We start from the raw sequence: 21,749 nt of genomic DNA, 5'->3' as shown, positions 1-21,749 counted from the left end.
ATCCCCTTTCGTCTGACTAGTTCGACTGCTTCTATTTCAATTGACTTTGCCATAGGACCAGAGACTTTTTATCACTTTCCGCTCCTATTTCCTTCAGCAGCGCACCTTCTTGGGTTAATGTAACGGCTTCGCCGTTCCATTGTTCAACCACTATCTTAGTGAGATGCTGTCTGTGCAGCAGTGTTTTAAAGATGAACTTCAACTCATCTGCAGCAGGGAGGGCGTCCGAATCGTTCGGCTGTATGGAATGGATTCGTTTCCCGTTGTTTTCAATCCAATATAGCCACTGATCTCCGCGAATAATAAGAAAATGTCCCGGTTTGCGTGCAAACGTACAGCCTTGACACTCCGGCCATTCCATCATGAGGCCAAACGGATTCGCTGGATCAACAGCCGAGAGCAAGGTGAGAGCCGTATTGCTGCTAGCTCCTGCAGGAAGCGGCTTGCGAATAGCATCGGCCATATCCGGTGTTGTAAACTGCATCGTAACCGCACCTTCGATAAATAAGCCCCGGGTCAGTGTCCCCCACTCCTCCAGTCTGCGCAGTACGGGCTGGAGGCGATCCCAGCTGTACGGAGTAACCGATGAAGCGAGCTCTTTGGTAACGATTCCGTACGTATCCAGTAAGTGACGAATCCAGTACATTTCCGGTGGATCTGCATTGTGATTCCCGGGAGCAGGAACCTCTTGCAGCGGCAAATCTTCGATCAAGCTTGCGGCCCGATACCATCTTCCTAGACCTGAGCCTGTCTTAGCCCAATCCTTGCCTTTCTTCAAGGTTAACAATCGAAGCGGCGCAAATTGGTCATTGGATGCCTGCCCCTCCCAAGCCAGATCAAGCAAGCTTGATAACAATTCAGTAGGAAGTTGTCCTGTTTCCCTTGCAAGGCGTGTCAAGAAGCTGGCCCCGCTGCGCTGCAGCATGTCCAGCAGTTCGGGATGTGAAGACGTTTTCTCACTACTTTCTGCCAAATAGGGTTCATAGATCGAACGGCTGCCTGTAAGGAAGAAAGCGACCTTTCCCTCCTTCTCCTCCGGCTGCTTTTTGCCAAGCCACAACACCTCACCAGCTGCGCAGAGCAAATCCAGTTCTTCCTTCCTGTAATCCGCGACACGAGAAGGGAAAATAATGGATTCCCAATGGGATAACGGCAAATAAATCCCCTGAAGCCGCTCGATCACAAGCCTTAATCCCTCGCTTCCGCGAAGCTGAGCCCCCTGCAGAGCATGCTGGCGAAGGGCAATCTGAACGCACCATCTTATAGGCGATGCAGGCTGCACCTGCTTGCGTGCTTCGCCTATGGACAAGCGGATCATACGCTCTGCAGCGCGGCGGCTCGACCAGATCCGCTCCTCAGGAGAAGCAGCGAATGGCGCCTGCTCCAAGCTGCCTTCTTCTCGCAGCTTATCGACGAGCCTTCTCGCCTCTGCAAGCGTCAGCTTTGGATACCGTTCACACAGCTCCATTTCGGTAAATGAGATTCGATTGTCAGCAAACCGGCGAATAATGAAAGCCGAAGCTTCATCGGTAGCAGGGAAGCTCGAATAGATCTCCTGCTCGTCCCTGCAAATCCACCGCTGCTCCTCCTGAGGCATATCCTCAGAGGGCAAGTAGCTTATAAGTTCACCATCTCGCTGAAGCTGCTCCGCCCATTGCAAAGCTTCTGTTCCAGCCAATTGAATAAGCTCATCCGCGGCCAAATCACCACGTCGTTTCAGCAGGCTTACGACATCTCGAGCTTCGCGCACCTCAAGCTCCGGCTCCGACAGTCTTTGCCGCTCTGCTTCCAGCACTTGCTGAGGAATAGAGTTACGCATTTCACCAAACAATCGGCCAGCCAAATCCTTGCTTACATTCATAAGCTGCATCTGAATGGCGGGATCAAGTCCATCACCTTCATAGATCCGCATATTTACATAATCAGCAAGAAACTGCGTTGCCATCGGCGAAGGATATTCCGTCTCCTTAACCACAACTTCTATCTCATCATTTTGAATAGAAGTTAATAGCGAGCGAAGATCCTCAAGCGACAAATAATCATGCAGACATTCCTTCATCGCTTCCGTCAAATAAGGGAAATGCTCAGCATACGGAAGTGCTTCACGAAGCAGCTCTTCACTCCGCAGTCTTTTCTGCCACAGAGGCGTCCTTCCGAAGCTGCGTGATAACAGCAGCGAAGTCTCTGCAATATGCCGGAATGCAATGGCTAGCAGCGGTGACCCGGTAATCGCTTCAGTCAACAGTGCCTCTACATTAGAAGGAGTAACCTGCCAGATCGTCTGCAGCCAGGAGGAATCCCATTCTGGCAGGACGAACTCAATGCCGTTATCCTTCGCATTGCCGTACAGCCGGTATGGAAGAAGCAGCTCGAATTGCCGCTCGATAGCGAGCAGCCACGTTCGATTAAGTCTCCTGCCAAACGGATTATGCATAATAACATGGGTCTGGTTCATGAGATCCCGGTAAGTCTCGATCACAATCCGCTTATCCGTCGGCAGATCACAGATAGCTTGCTGGGAACGAATAAGGGACAACAGCTGCTCACCAGTGTAGTCATCCATCTGGTAGTTCTCGGTGATCCAAGCCAGAAGCTTGTCATCTTCCCCTTGAAGCAAACGCCGCTCGATCTCAGCAATAAACGCTCCAACCTTCTTCCCAAGGGAATAGGAACGTCCAAGTCCTTCATTACGCCAAAACGGTATCTCGCTAAAGCGATTACCCGCCTCAGATACGTACACCCGATCCTTATCAATCCGGCGTATCATCCAGCCGTTCATGCCAAGCTGGAACACATCGCCAACCCGGCTCTCTTGAACGAACTCTTCATCCAGCTCCCCAAGATGGACGCGGCTATCCACATGATGTACCGGATAAGCCGAGCTGGAGGGTATCGTTCCTGCGCCAGTAAGCGCGCCAATCATCGTGTTCTTCCGCTTCACGAGCGTATCCGTATCGCGGTTCCAATCCAGCCGCGGCCTGGCAAAGGGGTAAAAGCCCGCCAGCACCTGGAGCATACCGCGCAGCCGCCCAATCGGGAAGCTGCGGTAGCTGTCACTACGGGCGATCAGCCGATGCAGATCGCCCACGGCCATGTCCTCCGCAGCGACGATAGAAATCGTCTGCTGCGATAGGACATCAAGCCGATCCCTTGGGATCCGGATCGGCTCAATGTCACGCTCGGCAATTTGCTTGCCGAGCACAGCCATTTCCGGCAGCACGCCTCGCTGCCGGGCAACAAGGGCGCCGCGGCTGGCGCTGCCGACGGCATGCCCTGCCCTGCCGATCCGCTGAATGCCGGATGCGGCTTCAATCGGCGAATCGAGCTGAATAACCAGCTCGATATGCCCAACATCGATGCCAAGCTCCAGCGAGGAGGTGGCCACGATGCAGCGAAGCTCGCCTGCCTTCAGCATCCGCTCGACCTCCAGCCTGCGCTCCTTCGCAATGCTGCCATGATGCGACCTCGCCATCTCATAGCCGGCATGGTCGTTCAGCCGAAGGCATAGCCGCTCACACAGGCGGCGGCTGTTGACGAAGATAATGACCGAACGGCAATCGGTCATCAGCGCAAAGAGCCTGTCCAGAATCGGCAGCCAGACCGCATCACGAGTCTGCATGGGCTGCGATTGATCAGGCATCGTTAAAGTGACTTCAAGCTTTTTAACCATATGGCTCTCCACAATTGTCACCGGACGCGGATGGTACCCAAGCGGATGACGGAACAGCTCTAAGTCTCCTTGTTCTGCTGTTTGCTCCTCAGCGCCAGCAGGCGCTTCCTGCCAGCCGCCTAGAAACCGCGCTACCCGCTCCAATGGCTTTTGCGTTGCCGATACGCCGATCCGTTGTATACGCCGGCCGCACCATAACTCCAGCCGTTCCAGTGATAAAGAAAGATGAGATCCTCTTTTATCTGCTGCCAGATCATGAATCTCATCAATGATGGCGAAGGAGACCGTATTCAGCATCTGCCTTCCCTTCTCGGAGGTCAGCAGAATATAGAGTGACTCCGGCGTCGTGACCAGAATATCCGGCGGCTTCCGATACATAGTGGATCGAACTGAGTTAGTCGTATCCCCTGTTCGGACCCCGCTGCGAAGACCTGGCCAGCTGCTATCCGATGAAGCCGCATGCTTGTCGATCTGCTCGATAAAGGCAACCAGATGATCGTGAATATCGTTGTTTAATGCTTTCAGTGGCGTAATATAAATAAGCCGAACTCCGGCCTCATGCTTCTGTGCTTTTATTCGTGCGATCGCATCAAGGCATGGAAGGACAGCCGCCAATGTTTTGCCCGACCCCGTTGGAGCGGCAATCAGCGTATTTTCGCCTGCTGCAATCGCTTTCCATGCTTGTTTTTGCACATCGGTCGGATCCCCAAATTTAGCTCCGAACCATTCCGCAAGCGATGGATGAAAGGAAGATAATGGCGAGCTTTGCACGTTTCTCAGCTCCATCCGAGTAGTGTCTAATACATTTCTTTTACCACCTTATTATACCAGCACAACTTAGTCAGCGCCAAAATGAAAAACAGCGCATCGAAATCCCCTATAGGAAGGGAATCTCCATGCGCTTGCTTGCTTTGATCAGATACAAAATGTATCATTGCTATATAACATTATTTACAAGAACGGGATGTGTTGGAATGTCTGTCATCCATCGGCTGCCGATGCGTGCCATGCTCATGTGGCTCTTCTTTTTCAGCCTTACCGACGCTGTCTTTACCGATATTGGTATTCGATTAAATCTCATTACCGAGATGAATCCATTCGTTTCTTGGCTTTATGATTGGCATTTCACTGCTTATTATGGCATTAAGCTGATCCTGCCGCTTCTCTTTCTCCTGCTCTTTCCTCAATTGAAAAGCCGTCAATGGATGCATTTCTCAGCTGTCGTTTTATTCCTGCTGTACTTATTCGTGAACTTGTATCATTTGTTATGGGTCACACTAGCCCTCATTCAAGCCTATTAAGGGTGGAACGCTCGCCAGAAGTCGCCCCGCTCATCAATGATGCTCTTAATCTCTTCGAACGGTATCTTAAACGTCGGGAATCCCGCAGCGTAAGGGCCAATATCATAAGGCTGAAAATACAAATGCAGCGCATCCTGCGTAACGAAGAACGGCTGATCCGGCTTTATCCCCTTATACGTATCCGGGAAAACATAGTCATACTGTGGATCTGTTTTAATTTGTTCGCCTACAATATCACTGAGTACTTTTACATAATTACTGCCCGGCTTAAACAAGTCCTTCAAGGCATACATCGCACCATTCGAGACATTGATATGTGAATACACCTGAGTTGGCATGCCATGCGCTGCCCCGGCAGGATAATTGTATCCTGTCATCTCGATTTCAAGCAGGTTCTTCTTGAAGAAGGTGACGTCAAAATCTCCCGAATACGTATAACCAAGCTGCTCATCTCCTGGAATCGGCTTCACTTGGGACAGCACTTTAAGTGTTTCGTTCACCCGTTCCTGCGCGGCATGATCAGGAATTCCTTCAACCGCAGGATAATAGACGACATAATCCTTGTTTGGTTTATACTTATGCTCCCTCACGTAATAAGGAAGACGAAGCGGAATCACCGTGTTAGGTTCCCATACAATGCGCCCATTACGAGCCGCGTATTTAATACGTTGGTCAATATTGACCTGTATGAGATCATCCTCCAGCTTTAGCGTGCCGCTTCCCTCAAATTGTGGATAGCCAGGAGCAGGGTTACCGCTTGTATTAATGAAGAAGGTTGTTTTACCGTTACTGGCAGAAGCGAGTCCTCTCTTGTATTCCATGACATTCATATAAACAAACTCAGTCAGCCGTTTACCGTCCGCATCAAATATCGCATACATCGATCCGAGGAACGGCTGGTCCGGGTCGATCGCTTTTCCAACTGCGTAACGCTGCTGGCCTAAAGCTTGAATATCGTTGTAGATGGTTTGAATAACGACATTACCTCTCGTATCAATCAAGCCGTATTCCGAGCCAAAATCAGCCGCGTTATTCACAATCGCACGCCCGTTCTGGAAAGGAAAAGCGGTGGAATATGCCGGTTGAATCCGCACATTGCCCTTCTCATTGATATATCCGTATTTCCCATTAACCGTCTGCTGGAAAGGCAATAATCCATCTCCAAGCACCCCAACGAATGGAAAATGATATTCCGCCTCAGTCGACCCGTCATGACGAATCAAGGCATATTGATTATCTTTTACCTTCACGATAGCGCGGTGGTTAGCAAAGTCGCTGGCATCCTCATAACGAAGTGGAATCACTTCTTTACCAGAACGGTCAATATAACCGTACATCGTTTTACCATCTGCCTGCTGGTTGTTGACCATTGCTCTGCCGTCATGTATATCGGCCATATAGGAGTAATCTTTGCTCGTGAGAATATCACCTGAATCATTCATTAGTCGATAATGACCCTTCTCGTCGATCACAACTGCTCTTCCTTCTGAGAAAGGAGCAATATAGCTGTATTTCGGCCTAACAAAATATGCCCCAGTCGTATTAATTAACCCGCTTCCATTATCCACTTGTACAATGGCAAGCCCATTTGTCTGGAAATCCTCCGCGTAGTTAAAACGGACAGGAATAGCCATCGTCCCAATTCCATTAATGTATCCCCATTTTGTTCCGCTGGTTGTTTTCTCCGATCCCGGATAAAGCGATATTGCCCTTGTCTCCAGTTCTTGATCGTCAGGTACAACATTACGGAAGCCAAGTGGACTCCATTCATAGACGGCTCTTTTTGTCTGCTCTTCCCCGGTACGCCAATTAATAATAAGATTATTAACCATCCGAGTTGTAACGGGAGCTGCTGTCAGCTCTGCAACGCCATAACCTTCCCCTTTTGCCGCTGCCGCAATCATCCAACCAATATGACGGTATTGTAAAATGTGAACATAAAGCTCATTTTCCCAGCGATAGATAACCGTGAGCTCTGGAACGCCATCTCCGCTCAAATCCTGCGGATAGATGGCATATTCATTCGAAGGATGATCCATCATGACAAGCTCCGCACCATGAGGCAGCGAAGATTGTGCCAATCGAATAATCTGATCATTTATCCAGTCCATTTGCGCCCAAGTCCCCTTTCCCAGTGCTATACATCAACTCACTATTCGTATGCAGGAAATAAGGGGGAATATGACATGAAGTTAACCGGGCATGGACTATGTCATACATATTTGCCCATTTATCACACGGTACCTTGCAATAAATAGTACTGGATGGTATATTGTATTCAACGAATCAATATTCATAAACAGGTACTGTTCAATATATAGTACTAAAGCCAATAACCAAACGAGGTGCTTACGATTTGAATGTTCAATTTAAAAAAGGAGTTCTAGAGCTGTGTGTACTTGTTATGCTAGACAAGAAAGACCGCTATGGATACGAGTTAGTCCAAAAAATATCCAGTCAGATTGAAATCTCCGAAGGCTCCATCTATCCCATCCTCCGCCGTTTAACGAATGAGGAATATTTCACCACTTATCTGCAAGAGTCCACAGAAGGTCCATCGCGAAAATACTATAGGCTTACAGACAAAGGAAGAACCTATCTATATGAGCTTATTACCGAATGGAATGAGTTTGCCAGTGGCGTGAATCAATTGATAAAGGAAGGTGTGAACAATGAATAAACATATATTTTTACAGCAATTGGAGCACGAGTTGAAAGGAATTCCCGCAGCTGAGCGTGCGGATGTTCTACACGATTACGAGGAACATTTTATGTTCGCAATAGAGGCAGGGAAATCAGAAGAAGAAATTGCAAATGCACTAGGTTCACCTTCCCAGATCGCCAAAGAGCTGCTTGCCAACTATCATGTAAAACGAGCGACAGTAAGCTCGTCTGCTGGCAGCATTATTCGGGCAACTTGGGCTGTCATTGGACTAAGCTTCTTCAACCTCGTTATTGTACTTGGTCCTGCAGTTGGAGTCGCTGGAGTCATCGTTGCCGGATGGGCTGCCGCCTTGGCACTAGGAGTCTCTCCTCTTCTTGTCATCGTTAATGCGGTAGTGCATCCAAGCACGTTTTTACTATTTGATCTCTTCTTCTCCCTTGCCACCTGCGGCTTAGGCATCTTCCTTGGGATGGGGATGCTGTACGTTACTAAGCTTGCGAAAAATGCATCGATTAGTTATCTGAAATATAATGTTTCTTTAGTAAAAGGCGGGTTGAAACATGACTAATAAGAAAAAACTATCTGCTATCGCCGCAGCATTATTGGTAATTGGCCTTGTTGGAAGCCTGATCACTTACCAATCTGCTAATGAATTTAAAGAGGTCTCCGAACATAAGACCATTAATGGCTCTCAAGTTAAAGCCATCCATATTAATTCAGACAACTCAGGCGTAACAATTAACTCAGACAATTCCCGTATTGAGATATTGCCAACTGCCGATCCGAATGTTGACATTCAATTGAGCGGTAAAACAACAGCGAACTTATCACCGAAACTCACTGCAAATGTAGTAGACTCAACCTTGTTTATCAGTTTGGATGACGATCAAAACAAATGGTATAACTTAAATTTTCATGAGTACAGGTTAAACCTTAAGATTTATCTGCCAGAAAAGCAATACAACGAGTTAACAATCGTTAATAATAATGGCTATTTCTCGGCTCAGAAGCTTGCTGTCAATTCAATACAGGCAACAACAGATAATGGACATATTGAATTAACAGATACGGCATCACAAACGGTACAAGTCAGAGCTGATAACGGAAGAATTACACTGGACCATGTAACAGGAGTGCTGAATGGGAATACAAATAACGGTACCATTACAGTGCTGACGAAAGAAATTAATCAGAATATCACGCTTGAAACAGACAATGGAAGAATTTTAATACAAACCGAGACCAAACCAACTGACGTATCCTTTCTCACTCATGTAGACAACGGAAGAGTTAATCTCTTCGACAAGTATAAAGAGGATACTGTTATTGGAGAAGGTAAAACAGTCGTTAAGCTAACCGCCGATAATGGCAGTATAACGGTGGAAAAACAATAAACGAAAGAAAGCCGTCCCATCTGGGGCGGCTTTCTTTCATAGGTATTTCTTTATTTCATTAGAATTCACAAAACAATATCCGATTACCAAATGGATCATTAATTTTGCACTCTACACTCTCCCATGGTGTCTTCTCGAGACCAGGTCTTGCGTATTTATATTTCTTTTCCATCAGTTCCTTATGCAGCTCACTAATTCCCGTCATTTCGATCCGTATAGTTGTACCAGGACTAGAATCGCCATAATGCTCACTTAAATGCAGCCTTACATGACCTTTGGAGATCTGCATATACAACGGCGTGCCCGGTTCGAATCGATTCTCCCAATCCAGCGTAAACCCAAGAAAGTCCAAGTAAAACTCTTTCGCCTTTCCCTCATCAAATATACGAAGGATCGGTACAAGTTGCTTAATCTCCGTGCAAGTAGCCTCCTGCTTTTTTGTGACCGTTTCTATTAAGTCCTCTATTGTGCCAATACATTGAATGACTTCTTCCAATTGATAAAAGGTACTTGTCGTGATTAGATCATTAACTTCCTCTGTTGGCGAATACAGATAGATTTTCTTTCTATATCCTAAGGCAAGTCCCAATTCTACGTGACTTCCTTTGCCTGCAGGCATCAAAACTATTACGATATCTGCATCGGCTATAGCACTCACCTCATCCTTTCCGAAATCACGGAGTTGGGATAGTGAATCGATTTCAGAGTTTAAGGTCCAATCATAGGTCAATATAAAACCTAAAGTTTGCAGCCTTTTAGCAACTAAACGGACCTGCTCTATATTTTTGAAACTGGAAGCAATGTAAAACCTATTCATTTCTTCTCCCCTATTACATCACGTAATAAATAAATCTGGCTGCAAATAGCAGCCAGATTTATTTCAAATACCCTACTTGCAAACCATTAGCAGATTGCCATCAGGATCTTTAAAATTAAACCAATGACCATTTTCAATTCCTGTAACTAATTCTACATTCTTCGTTTTCATATAGGCATAGGCCTTATCAATATCATCCGTATGAAATTGAAAAGCTGGCACCGTATATACATTCTCCGGAGAGTAAATCTTGCTGTCCAATACAATATCGGGTCCTTCCATTGGCAAAACATAGATGTGACCAAAAAACAATTCACCATTTGCCGGCAGGCCTAAAATGTCAGAATACCAATCCCGGGCATTTTCAATGTCGCTGACGGGAATAAAGACTCCATTAATTTTATTGGAAATGGGATTCATCACTTTTCTCCTTTAGTTTGAGCTAATCGTTGTTTACTTTACGCATCGCGCCAAGAACAATATTGTAGCCATCAGGATCAAGGATATGAACATTCTTGAATTCCCAGCCGCCATGTGACCCTTCGAAATCTTCAGGTCCGATAACAGCGCCTTTTGCGCGTATTTCATCGACTAGCATATCTATTTCATCCCATCCGATATGCAGGAAGGTATCCCAGCCACGATCTGGACCTTCCCATTCTGTTGGATAATTCGTACGTCTAGCTGAATTAGCATTTGGCCTAACATCGTCCAACGATACTGCTTGCTGAAGAATAAAGCACACTTCATCACGCTCGGCATGGCCCCAACCGTCCACTGAAAATCCAAGGCAGTCACGGTAATACTCCTGTGATCTTTCAAGGTCAGACACTAGGCGAACTTGGATCGCTTTTCCCAAAGTAATTCTAGATTTTTCTTTCTGCGCAATCACCTGTTCGCTCATAAGTTCCTCCTTTTATTTCTCTTTGATTAAGTCAGAAATTAAGATCCCATTGATTCTAAGGCCCGTGATGTCACAGTCTGTTAACTCCACATTGGACAGATCACAACCATTGAATTGAGTATAAGGTAAAATGCAATTATGGAAACTTATTGGCTTATATTGCCCGTCAGGTTTGTGAAGTCTATCCCCTTCCATTGGAAGAATAACATTATGAAATTCTGTTCCAAATAGATTAACATAGTTAATAACGGCGTGGCTTAAGTTAGCGCTTTTAATGCTGACACCTGTCAAATTCGCATCCGAGATTGTAATCTCACTCATATTTACATTATTCAAATTCATTGCATGCATGTTTACGTTATTAATTCTCGTCTTGGCCAAGCTGACATTATCAATATCGAGCTCCTCCGCCTTAACTTCCTGCCATTTCGATCCTGATATATCCGCTTGATGCAAATCCAAAGGCTCAATCTTTAAGCTCATGACCTATCTCCTTCGAATTACAAATTTAAGCTGCCTCTATATCTTCTACAAGCCTTCGGCCTTTACCTTTATTAACCATTACTTTAACTTCTCATATTCAAGCTTTGTGAGGCCATAAATATATTCATCATGCTGCTTACCCATCGTATAAATCATGTTCCGAAGTTTGCCTTCCTGGACAAAGCCAAGATGCTCCTGTAGAGCAATAGATCCATCGTTAAAAGCATAAACATGAGCATTAACTTTGTGATATCGTAATTCTTCAAAGTAATATTTCAGTATGATCATGACCGCATCGGTGGCATAGCCATTACGCCAATGCTCACGGAAGATGGATACTCCGTATTTGAACGTCCCGTGTCTCGGATTACAGTTATTTGTACATATACTTCCAATGTGAGTGCCGTCTAATGTCTCGATTGCGAGGAAAACATTATCCCCATCATAGGTATTCGCAGCTTGATGCTCCGCCCACTGTCTCGTCCCTTCTTCTGATCGCGGAAAATGTATCTCATCACATAGTCTGGCATTTTCTGAATCCATATCATTATAATGAAACTTGTCCCAGTCTGAAGGCTGTACCGGCCGCAGCCTAACTTTCTTGCCTGCCCAAATATAGTTATTAATCATGTGACCTCCTGCTTATTTCTATTTTTTCTTATGATTTACTTCCATTCACTTCTAAGCTCATGCTCTACAATCTCTAGCAGTTCTGTCCGCAGCCCTTCGCCTTCGAGCTTATAAACCAGCTGCTGAGCCGTTTCGATATTCATCGTCACTCTGCCCGTCGTCTCGAAGCCTTCCGGCATCTCTACATACCGTTTCACCTTCGCGATTACAAATACGGTATACGTATCTGTGCTCTCCCAATACCATGCGGCAATAGGAAACCGCTCCGCCTCTAGCAGCAGTCCCGCTTCTTCAACTGTCTCGCGGTCAAGTGCTTCATCAAGCTTCTCCCCACTCTCCAGTCTGCCTCCAACCGTTGTCAGGTTCTTCTCGTATTTATCCCAAACCATAACGATTGATCCCTCATCTGTAACAGGTATGCTATGAATTCCTGCAATACGTTTATCCGTTGGCAAAACTCCAAACAGTGATTTGAGCATAGTCTCATACTCCTCTACACGATGAATGAATTGAGATACTGTTTAAATTCTGCTACATCTCGGAATCGATTAATAGCAACACCATGCTGTCTTAGATGCTCCTCTAGCAAGGTATCCAAACGTTCTACAGCTTCGAAGAGTGGTTGTAAGTCACTAGGATCAAGAAGTGCGGCTAGGTCAGGAAATCCCAACTTTTTATAAACATCCATATATTCTAAGTCTGAATAAATAGAAATTGGCCAATATCCCTTTTCCGAAAAATAGAGAGTACGTGCTATCTCTGCCTGCACACCTATTCCCCAAAAATAGGCTGAAGTGTAATCGTTCCTTTCACAAGCCGTTAATACTTTATCGAATATCCCTTTGATCTCTTCGTAAAAGCCCTTCATTCGATCCGAATAGTTGGGACCATCGACATATGATTCCTTCTGCTGAGTCAACAATCTCGAAGTGTTCTGAATTAACTGTTCGCAGGATTCAACGATTACAGTACATGAACCAGATTGCATAATGGTCTGCATCAACTCCTCGAGCTGATCCGGTTTATGTACAAACTCTCTCATTTGCTGCGTATTCTTACCCCAGCCTTTTGTAAAATAAGTCCGATTGATTAAGGAAACACTGTTCAGCACGCAAACAAGTATCTCCCTTGCTTCATGACGGAATTGAGTTAACTTGTCCTCGGTATGAACCCTCATCATGTTACTCAGATGGACACAAGCATCTTTCAGTTGGGCTTCAGCTTTATTAAGAAATGCCATTCCTTGCGATGGCGCGGCTGCGATTTGCTCTCGCAATTTCATGAAGCGATTCCGGTCTTCGTCCGAACGAACGTATAATAATTTGCAATCTGCAATAATGGACACATTTAATTCTTCAAAGGCAGCCATCTTTTCAGCCCGCTCCCAGCTAATCGGCCAAAAGTCAAAGCAGATGTTATCCACGATAAATTGCACACTGTGGCGATAACCATCTGAACTTGCAGGAATGAAAAAGAAATCCAGGTCCGACCGCTCTGTCGCCGTTCCTTGTGCATAAGAACCGTAATAACCGATAATCGCAATCTCTTCTGGAAAGTTGGATTTAATGTGCTCCACTAATGTATCCGCAACTTCAAAAACATTAAACATATAAATCCTCCTTTTCATCAAAACAAAGTCGCACTAGAACCTTTCTAATGCGACTTGTATTAGTCTCTATTTCACTGCCTTGATTGACAACCATTGTGGGATAGCAGCCGAAGGATTGATACGCCAATCGGTGTAGCTTGCAACCTCTTCTTCGGTCAAAAGCTTTCCTTCATCCGTTGATTCATCCACCCAGAACCAACCATTTTCAGCATACATTTCTTCTATATGCTTGATATTTAAATTAGAAGCTATCATTGCATTCATAATATCCTGTACACGCCATTTGAAGGTAGGAACGTCTCCAAATGGACCCGTTTGATCATACGGCTTCTGGACAGTAATTGCTTCTTTCGCCTTAATCCCAAATGGCCGCATGAATGGATGAATATCATACATGAGATATGTCCCATTGTTCTTCAACACTCTATAAATATTGCTGTACATAGAAGCTAAGTCATTAATCCATACATGAACGCCATTTGATGTATAAACGAAATCATATTCATCGCTTTTCACCTGAGACAATTGCATCGTATCCTCACATAGAAACTCAATATCCCAGCCATGTTTCTTTGCAATATTTGAAGCGTTTACTAATTGCTTCTCTGCTATGTCGCAGGAGGTGACTTTTGCCCCCATCAGATGAAAGGCAAAGACAGCATGGTTATCTCCACTTGAAGGAACCAACACACGTTTACCAATTAAATCGGGGTTAATCATGGCATAAGTCGTAGGATGAAAAGCAGACGCAGGTGATGCTATAATCTTCGCTATCGCTTCCTCTGTTCGATATTTCAGATACCAGGTATCTGACCATTCGTTCCAGCTGTCTTTGATGATGTCCAAGCTGCTCATAAGCACATTCTCCTTCCTGCATATTAAACTCTATTCCTTCGCTTCCTCACCAAATAAACCATTCCATTACCTAGTGCGAACCAAAACAAGACTAACGTCAATGTCATCAGTGGACTGACATAATGATTGTTCTTATCCACTTGCACAAGGTACAAGCATAAGAATGCCGATAAAACAAATCCGATTCCAAGAAAGATTGCCATCCTGCCTCTCATTTTCATACGGATTCCCTTCCTCTCCGATTAACAATTAAGCTGCGATGTACACCTTCGTTGCATACCATCTGCCATGTTTAAGCTTCGTTGTCATCTTTACAACTTCTGTTCCGCCGAAGGTAGGAGAAGCATCATGAAACTCAAAGCTTTGCTTGGTCGACGATTTTGCAACAAAGAAGAAGTGGAACAGGAATACAGGGCCTACACTGTGATCCTCAGGTTTATAGGTATAAGATGAAGCTGTCATATGATTGCGCAGCGGATTTAGTCGGTTATAAGCCTGATCACTCATATACTTCTCGTAACTGCTATCTGGCTGCATCCCAACGGTCAGAATAGATTTAACATCCTTCGCAATCCAAAAACCATAACTTACATAGACGATTAAAAACAACGATACAACAGCCAATATGGTTATTCTTTTCCTACCCATATACTCTTCCTCTCTCCATCAATTTCATGTAATTTCCAGTAAATACAAGATTATCACATCTCTTGGTCCCATGCACCGAAAACTTAATCTCAACAAGAAATTACATATTATAGGTGATATACTTTTAGATAGGTGTCTGTACAAGGAGGAAGATCATCTCAAACCAACAAAGTTATTAAATCAAGAGACCAGTTAAAGGCTTATGCCGCTGAGCTCTCAGAAAGGTCGACTAAATGAAGAAGTTACTATTATCCTTCCTTTTGCTGCTCATTCTCTGTTCATGTAGTGCTCGGTTTGATAAGGAAACCTGGTCAAAGGAACCTGAGAAAAGAAATAACATGGTGCATAATCTGATTAATAAATATGAACTAGATGGAATGACGAATACAGAGATTATTGATTTACTAGGAGAACCCGAGCAAAAGCTTGATGAACCATCCCCTCAGTTTGTATACTACTTAGGACGTGCAGGTTTAGGAGTAGATGACAGTTTACTGCGACTCTATTTCAATAAGAAGGGTGAGCTTGAGAGTCATGAAATCACACATGATTAAGCTCTATCCCATAAACGAAAAAGGCGTAAGAAATGCGAACATTTCCACGCCTTTTTCGTTTATAGGAGAGTCAATAATTCCCCGCCTGCTGCCCCAACCAACACAACGATCCAAGGCGGTAATTTCCAATACACAAGCATGCCGAATAGTAATAAGCCCAGTACGAAATCCCTTGATGAATTAATTGCACTCAACCACAGAGGATTATAGAGCGCTGCTAATAAAATGCCAACAACTGCCGCATTAACACCAATTAGAGCTCCTTGTAATCTCTCATGTTGCCTTAGCGTATTCCAATAAGGCAGCGTACCGGCCATGAGCAGGAATGCTGGCAAAAATATCGCAACGATTGCCAATATCGCACCTTTCACCCCGTTAATCATAGCACCAAGATAGGCTGCTATCGTAAATAGAGGGCCGGGCACAGCCTGCGCCGCACCGTAACCTGTTAAGAAATCGGCTTTACTGATCCAGCCAGTTGGCACGACTTCTCTTTCCAACAGCGGTAATACAACATGCCCTCCGCCAAACACCAGCGATCCCGACCGATAGAAGCTTTCGCTTAACGCTAGCCAATCAGCCTCATAACTGTGGCGCAGAATTGGCAAGCCAACAAGTAAAATAAAAAACAGGCTTAAACAAGCAGCACCAGCACGTCTGCTTATAGGAACCGTTAACGAATGGATGGTTGCTCCAGATTTCTGCCGATACCAGAAATATCCGATTCCCCCTCCTACGACGAGAACGAACAGTTGACTCACGGCTGTCTGCCACAACAACGTGACTGCTGCTACAAGTATCGCAATTGTCACTCGATTACGGTCAGGCGTAAGCTTTTGCCCCATACTAAGTACAGCTTGTGCAACAATAGCAACCGCTACGATCTTCAATCCATGAATCCAGCCGGAAGTTCCTAGATCAAAGCCTTGCATGAATAATGCAAAGAACAGCAATAGAATGACTGACGGCAGTGTAAATCCAATCCAGGCTACCACTCCCCCTAGCCAACCGGCACGAAGCAAGCCGATACCTATCCCGACTTGGCTGCTTGCAGGACCAGGAAGAAACTGGGCAAGTGCGACCAAATCAGCATAACTTTGTTCATCTAACCAACGCCGTCGCTTGATATATTCATTATGGAAGTAGCCTAGATGTGCAATTGGACCGCCAAAGGATGTGCATCCTAGTTTAAAAGATACGATAAGTACTTCTAAAAGAGTCTTCAGATGATTTGTTCCTCTCTATCTTTTCCCTTATTATATAAATATACGAGAAGCTCGTTAATCCCTTTTACAATTACTTAAAGTCCAGGATGAAAGAAGGAATATCCAGTATGGAACTCAAATGGTTAGATTGGGCCAAACAGATGCAAGCAATGGCACAGACGGGGCTGACGTATGCGACAGATGTATATGATATTGAACGTTATGAAGCGTTACGGCAGATGAGTATTGAAATATTGGCTGAGTATACTTCCATAAGCCATGATAAAATATCCCTTGCCTTCGCAAGTGATAATGGATACACAACCCCAAAGGTCGATATTCGTGCGGTTGTCTTTCAAGATAATAAGATCCTTCTTGTTCGGGAAAAAGTGGACGGCGCTTGGTCGATGCCAGGCGGTTGGAGCGATATCGGATACTCTCCGAAAGAGATTGCGGTCAAAGAAACGCAAGAAGAATCCGGTTTCGATACAGCTGCGGTTCGTTTACTAGCCGTACTGGACAAGAAGTTTCACAACCACCCGCCAAGCCCTTACCATGTCTATAAAATGTTTATTCTTTGCGAGATCATAGGCGGCGAGGCATTAGCTGGTGTTGAAACCAGTGCTGTTGGGTTTTTCGGATTAGACGAACTGCCTGAGCTATCCGTTGAACGAAATACCTTGGAGCAGGTACAGCTGATGTTTGAATATTTACATAATCCGAATAAAGAAGTCATTGTGGATTAATAGCTTAGAATATAAAAATACGCCGATCATATGATCGGCGTGTTTTTTTACATGTCGTAAGGATTACAATTGTGTTGTTTTCTTCCAGTCAGCTGCGAATTTCTCCATACCTTGATCCGTCAATGGATGTTTGGAGATTTGCTCGATAACCGAGAATGGAATCGTTGCGATATGTGCTCCTGCCATTGCTACGCGAGTAACATGGTCCGGGTGACGAACAGATGCCGCGATAATTTGAGCATCCAGGTTATGAACGCGGAACAGTTCAGCAACTTTCGCTACCAATTGAACGCCGTCTTCCGAAATATCATCAAGACGTCCAAGGAATGGCGATACATAAGTTGCGCCAGCACGGGCAGCCAGAAGTGCTTGGTTAACAGTGAAGATCAGCGTTACGTTTGTTTTCACGCCTTTTTGTGTCAAGTAACGGCAAGCTTCCAGTCCAGCCAGTGTCATTGGCAGTTTAATTGTAATGTTTTTATCGTAGTTGTTGATCTTGATCAATTCATCCGCTTGCGCAATCATCTCTTCTGCTGTCAAAGCGTCAGGTGTTACTTCTGCAGATACCGATTCTACTTCTGGTACTGCAAGCAAAATTTCTTCAATACGATCTTCGAATTTCACGCCTTCTTTTGCTACGAGCGAAGGGTTTGTTGTAACACCGGACAAAACGCCGACTTTATAAGCTTTTTTAATATCTTCCAAGTTTGCTGTATCGATGAAAAATTTCATATGAACAACCTCCAATTAATATTATTAGTTGAATTCTTTTGCCAAGCTTACTACGTTTTTCGTTGTGAATCCAAAGTATTCCAGTACATCTGCACTTGAACCCGAAGCACCAAAGGTTTCAACCGATAACACTTTGCCTTGTTTACCTGTGTAGCGTTCCCAGCCTAACGAAATACCCGCTTCAATCGCAATTCGGTTCGTTACTGCATCAGGAAGCACGCTTTGCTTGTATTCTTCCGACTGACGGTCGAACAGCTCTCGGCTTGGCATTGCAACGACACGAACGGAAATATTCTCTTGCTCGAGTTCTTTTTTCGCGTTTACAGCGAGTGAGACCTCAGAGCCTGTACCAATCAGAATGACATCCGGCTGGCTGTTTGTTTCCGTCAAGACATAGGCGCCTTTTGCAACGGACTCAACGTTAGCCTTTGTTTCTTCGTAGATCGGAAGATTTTGTCTGCTCAACACCAAAGCTACAGGACCATTCTGCTGTTGCAGAGCATAAGCCCAAGCACTTGCTGTTTCATTAGCGTCAGATGGTCGAATGACAGTAAGTCCAGGAATCGTACGCAAAGCAGCAAGCTGCTCAACTGGCTCATGGGTAGGTCCATCTTCGCCTACTGCAATGGAGTCATGTGTGAAGACGTAAATGACAGGAAGCTTTTGCAGGGCAGCAAGACGAATCGACGGACGTAAGTAATCGCTGAATACGAAGAACGTGCTGACGAAAGGTTTTACACCGCCATGCAGTGCCATACCGTTGCCGGCAGCACCCATTGCATGCTCACGAACTCCAAAGTAAACGTTACGTCCTGCATAGGAATCAACGGCGAATTTGCCTTCTCCACGGATATCCGTCATCGTCGAGTGAGAGAGATCGGCACTACCTCCGAAGATGGAAGGATCAATTTTCACAAAATGATTAATCGCTTCACCACTTGCTACACGAGTCGAGATTTGCTTCGAAGTATCAAAGGTAAGAATGTCTGCTGCTTCAAGGGTTAATGAACCATCCAACACCTTCTCGAATTCACTGCCTTGCGAAGGATATTGTGCTTTGAACGAAGCAACCAGGTCATTCCATGCTGCTTCTTTCTCGCTGCCATTTTGTTTCAACTGTGCAAAATGAGCTTTTACCTCTTCAGGAACAGTGAACTCTTCTTCATACTGCCAGCCATAAACGGCTTTCGTAGCGATCGCTTCTTCCTTGCCAAGTGGATTGCCATGCACCTTGTGCGTGCCTGCTCCCTTGCTGCCGTAACCAATGATCGTACGAACCTCGATGAGTGTAGGTTGGGATTGGTTTTGCTTCGCTTTGGAGATTGCTTCCGTAATCGCAGCAAGATCATTGCCATCTTCTACACGTAAGTATTCCCATTGTGCAGATTCTGTTCTCTTCCGTACATTCTCACCGAAGGACAAGTTAAGATCACCATCGAGCGAAATATCGTTCGAATCATACAGAACAACTAATTTGCCAAGCTTCATGTGTCCAGCCATAGACATGGCCTCGTAAGAGATCCCTTCCATCAAGCATCCGTCTCCAACAAGCGCATACGTATAATGGTCAACAACCGGGAAACCTTCCTGGTTATATTTCGCAGCCAAGTGAGCTTCCGCCATCGCCATACCAACCGCATTCGCAATCCCTTGACCAAGCGGTCCAGTTGTTGCATCAACGCCATCTGTGTGACCAAATTCCGGATGTCCCGGCGTCTTGCTGTTCAGCTTACGGAATTGCTTCAAGTCATCAATAGATACTTGGTAGCCCGACAAGTGCAGAAGGCTGTAAAGCAAGGCCGAACCGTGACCTGCAGATAATACAAACCGGTCGCGGTTGAACCATTTGGCATTCGCTGGATTGTGGGAGAGCAATTTGCCCCACAGTGCGTAAGCCATCGGTGCCGCTCCCATCGGGAGACCAGGGTGACCGGAGTTTGCAGCGTTAATCGCGTCGATCGATAAAGTACGGATCGTATCGACGGATAGTTGATCAATGTCCAATTTAGTAAGCATATTCTTCATCCTTCCGTTTCGTTTGTTGCTTTTCCTTCGATTCATCCTTCGTATCAAACCACCAATGGAAGCCATCCTCTGCTAATAAAGCATCAGCTTCAGCTGGACCATTAGAACCTGCTTCATAGGAGTGAAGCGGAACCTGGTTATTCTGGAAAGCATCCAGGATCGGCTGCACCCAAGCCCAAGCGAGTTCCACCTCATCCCAATGCGCGAAGAACGTAGGGTTGCCCACAAGCGCATCATAAATCAGGTTTTCATAAGCTTCCGGGATCTCCTTGCTGCTTTCATGCAGCTGGATTTGAACTGGCTTCAGCTCGCCGTTCTCCTTCGTATTGAGCTGCAGCATAATCCCTTCGTTCGGGCTGATCTCAATATGAAGAAGATTTGGTGCTCCGCCGTTAATGACTGAGGAGGCTTGGTTTAAAGCTTCCTTGAATTCCACCACAATGCGAGTTGATTTCTCCTTCATTCGTTTCCCGGTCCGGATATAGAACGGTACTCCCCGCCAGAAGAAATCATCAATTTGAATCTTAGCCGCGATGTAAGTGTCATTCATAGAGGTAGCTGCAATACCCGGCTCAGCACGATATCCTTTCACCGGATTGCCTCCAAGGGAACCTTCTGCGTATTGAGCGCGAATGACATTCGCACGCACATCCGATGGCGATAAAGGAATGAGTGCCTCCATGACTTGTTTCTTGTGCTTCCGTACTTCTTGAGCGTTGCTGTTATGAGGCAGGTGAATCGCGAGCATCATAAGCATTTGAAGCATGTGATTCTGGAACATGTCTCTCACAGCACCAACATGATCGTAGTAGCCCGCCCGTTCTTCAACGCCGACGGTCTCACTTGCTGTAATTTGTACATTAGCTATATATCGATTGCTCCACAGAGCTTGAATGATCGGGTTCGCACTTTCCAACACTTCAAGATTCTGAACCATTGGTTTACCAAGATAATGATCAATTCGGAATATTTCGTCTTCAGTGAACGATTTGCTAAGCTGCTCATTCAATTCCCGAGCTGACTGCAAATCGTGGCCAAATGGTTTTTCAATAACGAGGCGTTTCCAGCCTGCTGTGGAACCAAGTCCACTCTCGGCAATATTTGAAGCAATCGTTGTGAAATATTCTGGACCTACCGATAAATAAAAGAGACGGTTTGGCGTAAGCCCCAGCGTGCTCTCGCGTTCTTCAATAATTCCGAGCAATTTCTTATAGTCTTCTGTACGGCCGATATCAAGAACCGAGTAGCGGAATTTACTGATAAATGATTGTACAAGTTCCGGATTTACAAGTTCACGTCTAGAGAAATTCCGGAGCGATTGCTCCACACTAGTCTGGAAATACTCATCCGACCAGTCTCTTCTTCCAAGACCTATTAGAGAAAAAGAATCCGGAAGCTTTCCATCAACGAATAAATTGTATAATGCAGGATATATTTTTCGTTTAGCTAAGTCGCCAGTTGCACCAAATAACACATACGTTACGGGTTCCATCGTTTCTTCTCCCTCCAGC

At 45.3% G+C, this 21,749-nt stretch carries 21 protein-coding genes; 6 read left to right on the top strand and 15 right to left on the bottom strand.

The genetic code is table 11. The features are described from left to right. Positions 1 to 31 precede the first annotated feature (31 nt). A complete protein-coding gene (locus AC0YNT_RS07075; RefSeq protein ID WP_475803919.1) occupies positions 32 to 4,441 on the bottom strand; it encodes a DEAD/DEAH box helicase in 4,410 nt (1,469 codons plus the stop codon). Positions 4,442 to 4,644: 203 nt separating this feature from the next. On the opposite strand from AC0YNT_RS07075, the gene AC0YNT_RS07070 reads away from it, so the two are divergent. Further along, positions 4,645 to 4,971, top strand: a complete 327-nt coding sequence (locus AC0YNT_RS07070) for a DUF5658 family protein (RefSeq protein WP_475803918.1) — start codon at positions 4,645 to 4,647, stop codon at positions 4,969 to 4,971. On the opposite strand, the gene AC0YNT_RS07065 is transcribed toward AC0YNT_RS07070, so the two are convergent. Then, entirely contained in the window at positions 4,968 to 7,082 is a 2,115-nt protein-coding gene (locus tag AC0YNT_RS07065) for a WG repeat-containing protein (protein ID WP_475803917.1), read from the bottom strand. The two genes, AC0YNT_RS07070 and AC0YNT_RS07065, sit on opposite strands and share 4 nt — an antisense overlap. A 245-nt stretch (positions 7,083 to 7,327) precedes the next feature. On the opposite strand from AC0YNT_RS07065, the gene AC0YNT_RS07060 reads away from it, so the two are divergent. The 3 genes from AC0YNT_RS07060 to AC0YNT_RS07050 are packed head-to-tail and all read left to right on the top strand — an operon-like array spanning position 7,328 to position 9,030. Continuing rightward, a complete protein-coding gene (locus AC0YNT_RS07060) occupies positions 7,328 to 7,651 on the top strand; it encodes a PadR family transcriptional regulator (RefSeq protein ID WP_475803916.1) in 324 nt (107 codons plus the stop codon). Beyond that, positions 7,644 to 8,204 carry an HAAS signaling domain-containing protein gene (locus AC0YNT_RS07055; protein ID WP_475803915.1) on the top strand — a complete coding sequence of 187 codons (561 nt, stop codon included), beginning with the start codon at positions 7,644 to 7,646 and terminating at the stop codon, positions 8,202 to 8,204. The genes AC0YNT_RS07060 and AC0YNT_RS07055 overlap by 8 nt, the downstream gene beginning before the upstream one ends. Then, on the top strand, positions 8,197 to 9,030 hold the full coding sequence (locus AC0YNT_RS07050; RefSeq protein WP_475803914.1) for a DUF4097 family beta strand repeat-containing protein: 834 nt from the start codon (positions 8,197 to 8,199) through the stop codon (positions 9,028 to 9,030). The genes AC0YNT_RS07055 and AC0YNT_RS07050 overlap by 8 nt, the downstream gene beginning before the upstream one ends. Before the next feature lie 58 nt (positions 9,031 to 9,088). On the opposite strand, the gene AC0YNT_RS07045 is transcribed toward AC0YNT_RS07050, so the two are convergent. From AC0YNT_RS07045 to AC0YNT_RS07005, 9 genes are all read right to left on the bottom strand, one after another. Continuing rightward, the gene (locus AC0YNT_RS07045; RefSeq protein WP_475804089.1) at positions 9,089 to 9,442 is read right to left on the bottom strand and encodes a glyoxalase superfamily protein; all 354 of its coding nucleotides are present in this window, start codon (positions 9,440 to 9,442) and stop codon (positions 9,089 to 9,091) included. A gap of 477 nt (positions 9,443 to 9,919) precedes the next feature. Further along, on the bottom strand, positions 9,920 to 10,267 hold the full coding sequence (locus AC0YNT_RS07040; RefSeq protein ID WP_475803913.1) for a VOC family protein: 348 nt from the start codon (positions 10,265 to 10,267) through the stop codon (positions 9,920 to 9,922). A gap of 22 nt (positions 10,268 to 10,289) precedes the next feature. Continuing rightward, positions 10,290 to 10,751, bottom strand: coding sequence for a VOC family protein (locus tag AC0YNT_RS07035; RefSeq protein WP_475803912.1), 462 nt, complete (start codon positions 10,749 to 10,751; stop codon positions 10,290 to 10,292). A gap of 12 nt (positions 10,752 to 10,763) precedes the next feature. After that, the gene (locus AC0YNT_RS07030) at positions 10,764 to 11,234 is read right to left on the bottom strand and encodes a pentapeptide repeat-containing protein (protein WP_475803911.1); all 471 of its coding nucleotides are present in this window, start codon (positions 11,232 to 11,234) and stop codon (positions 10,764 to 10,766) included. A 78-nt stretch (positions 11,235 to 11,312) separates the two neighbouring features. Continuing rightward, positions 11,313 to 11,864: a GNAT family N-acetyltransferase gene (locus tag AC0YNT_RS07025; RefSeq protein ID WP_475803910.1), complete on the bottom strand. Its 552-nt coding sequence runs from the start codon at positions 11,862 to 11,864 to the stop codon at positions 11,313 to 11,315. 35 nt (positions 11,865 to 11,899) lie between these two features. Beyond that, positions 11,900 to 12,343: an NUDIX domain-containing protein gene (locus tag AC0YNT_RS07020; RefSeq protein ID WP_475803909.1), complete on the bottom strand. Its 444-nt coding sequence runs from the start codon at positions 12,341 to 12,343 to the stop codon at positions 11,900 to 11,902. A gap of 14 nt (positions 12,344 to 12,357) precedes the next feature. Then, a complete protein-coding gene (locus AC0YNT_RS07015) occupies positions 12,358 to 13,473 on the bottom strand; it encodes a nucleotidyltransferase domain-containing protein (protein WP_475803908.1) in 1,116 nt (371 codons plus the stop codon). A gap of 66 nt (positions 13,474 to 13,539) precedes the next feature. Then, positions 13,540 to 14,328: a class I SAM-dependent methyltransferase gene (locus tag AC0YNT_RS07010; protein WP_475803907.1), complete on the bottom strand. Its 789-nt coding sequence runs from the start codon at positions 14,326 to 14,328 to the stop codon at positions 13,540 to 13,542. 249 nt (positions 14,329 to 14,577) lie between these two features. Then, positions 14,578 to 14,976 carry a hypothetical protein gene (locus AC0YNT_RS07005; protein ID WP_475803906.1) on the bottom strand — a complete coding sequence of 133 codons (399 nt, stop codon included), beginning with the start codon at positions 14,974 to 14,976 and terminating at the stop codon, positions 14,578 to 14,580. Between the two features lie 233 nt (positions 14,977 to 15,209). Here AC0YNT_RS07005 and AC0YNT_RS07000 point away from each other — a divergent pair, with 233 nt between their 5' ends. Further along, the gene (locus AC0YNT_RS07000) at positions 15,210 to 15,530 is read left to right on the top strand and encodes a hypothetical protein (protein ID WP_475803905.1); all 321 of its coding nucleotides are present in this window, start codon (positions 15,210 to 15,212) and stop codon (positions 15,528 to 15,530) included. 59 nt (positions 15,531 to 15,589) lie between these two features. Here the strand turns inward: AC0YNT_RS07000 and AC0YNT_RS06995 are convergent, their stop codons facing one another. After that, positions 15,590 to 16,756, bottom strand: a complete 1,167-nt coding sequence (locus tag AC0YNT_RS06995) for a chromate transporter (RefSeq protein ID WP_475804088.1) — start codon at positions 16,754 to 16,756, stop codon at positions 15,590 to 15,592. A gap of 107 nt (positions 16,757 to 16,863) precedes the next feature. Here AC0YNT_RS06995 and AC0YNT_RS06990 point away from each other — a divergent pair, with 107 nt between their 5' ends. Beyond that, positions 16,864 to 17,481, top strand: coding sequence for an NUDIX hydrolase (locus AC0YNT_RS06990; protein WP_475803904.1), 618 nt, complete (start codon positions 16,864 to 16,866; stop codon positions 17,479 to 17,481). A gap of 63 nt (positions 17,482 to 17,544) precedes the next feature. On the opposite strand, the gene fsa is transcribed toward AC0YNT_RS06990, so the two are convergent. The 3 genes from fsa to zwf are packed head-to-tail and all read right to left on the bottom strand — an operon-like array spanning position 17,545 to position 21,730. Continuing rightward, complete coding sequence (gene fsa, locus AC0YNT_RS06985; RefSeq protein ID WP_441888029.1) at positions 17,545 to 18,213, bottom strand: fructose-6-phosphate aldolase; 669 nt, start codon at positions 18,211 to 18,213, stop codon at positions 17,545 to 17,547. Positions 18,214 to 18,237: 24 nt separating this feature from the next. After that, a complete protein-coding gene (gene tkt / locus AC0YNT_RS06980) occupies positions 18,238 to 20,238 on the bottom strand; it encodes a transketolase (protein WP_475804087.1) in 2,001 nt (666 codons plus the stop codon). After that, the gene (zwf, locus tag AC0YNT_RS06975; RefSeq protein WP_475803903.1) at positions 20,219 to 21,730 is read right to left on the bottom strand and encodes a glucose-6-phosphate dehydrogenase; all 1,512 of its coding nucleotides are present in this window, start codon (positions 21,728 to 21,730) and stop codon (positions 20,219 to 20,221) included. Before zwf ends, tkt begins: the two co-directional genes overlap by 20 nt. Positions 21,731 to 21,749: the final 19 nt, after the last annotated feature.

This window comes from Paenibacillus sp. J22R56 (assembly GCF_056269375.1).
Note: the sequence above shows the minus strand (reverse complement) of the source record. Positions and strands in the feature narration are given on the sequence as shown.

Bases quoted from the DNA above. Each gene is read 5' to 3' on its own strand.
- AC0YNT_RS07070 (WP_475803918.1), top strand. From the start codon at position 4,645: ATGTCTGTCATCCATCGGCTGCCGATGCGTGCCATGCTCATGTGGCTC.
- AC0YNT_RS07065 (WP_475803917.1), bottom strand. From the start codon at position 7,082: ATGGACTGGATAAATGATCAGATTATTCGATTGGCACAATCTTCGCTG.
- AC0YNT_RS07055 (WP_475803915.1), top strand. From the start codon at position 7,644: ATGAATAAACATATATTTTTACAGCAATTGGAGCACGAGTTGAAAGGA.
- AC0YNT_RS07050 (WP_475803914.1), top strand. From the start codon at position 8,197: ATGACTAATAAGAAAAAACTATCTGCTATCGCCGCAGCATTATTGGTA.
- AC0YNT_RS07040 (WP_475803913.1), bottom strand. From the start codon at position 10,267: ATGAATCCCATTTCCAATAAAATTAATGGAGTCTTTATTCCCGTCAGC.
- AC0YNT_RS07035 (WP_475803912.1), bottom strand. From the start codon at position 10,751: ATGAGCGAACAGGTGATTGCGCAGAAAGAAAAATCTAGAATTACTTTG.
- AC0YNT_RS07030 (WP_475803911.1), bottom strand. From the start codon at position 11,234: ATGAGCTTAAAGATTGAGCCTTTGGATTTGCATCAAGCGGATATATCA.
- AC0YNT_RS07025 (WP_475803910.1), bottom strand. From the start codon at position 11,864: ATGATTAATAACTATATTTGGGCAGGCAAGAAAGTTAGGCTGCGGCCG.
- AC0YNT_RS07020 (WP_475803909.1), bottom strand. From the start codon at position 12,343: ATGCTCAAATCACTGTTTGGAGTTTTGCCAACGGATAAACGTATTGCA.
- AC0YNT_RS07015 (WP_475803908.1), bottom strand. From the start codon at position 13,473: ATGTTTAATGTTTTTGAAGTTGCGGATACATTAGTGGAGCACATTAAA.
- AC0YNT_RS07010 (WP_475803907.1), bottom strand. From the start codon at position 14,328: ATGAGCAGCTTGGACATCATCAAAGACAGCTGGAACGAATGGTCAGAT.
- AC0YNT_RS07005 (WP_475803906.1), bottom strand. From the start codon at position 14,976: ATGGGTAGGAAAAGAATAACCATATTGGCTGTTGTATCGTTGTTTTTA.
- AC0YNT_RS07000 (WP_475803905.1), top strand. From the start codon at position 15,210: ATGAAGAAGTTACTATTATCCTTCCTTTTGCTGCTCATTCTCTGTTCA.
- AC0YNT_RS06990 (WP_475803904.1), top strand. From the start codon at position 16,864: ATGGAACTCAAATGGTTAGATTGGGCCAAACAGATGCAAGCAATGGCA.
- fsa (WP_441888029.1), bottom strand. From the start codon at position 18,213: ATGAAATTTTTCATCGATACAGCAAACTTGGAAGATATTAAAAAAGCT.
- tkt (WP_475804087.1), bottom strand. From the start codon at position 20,238: ATGAAGAATATGCTTACTAAATTGGACATTGATCAACTATCCGTCGAT.
- zwf (WP_475803903.1), bottom strand. From the start codon at position 21,730: ATGGAACCCGTAACGTATGTGTTATTTGGTGCAACTGGCGACTTAGCT.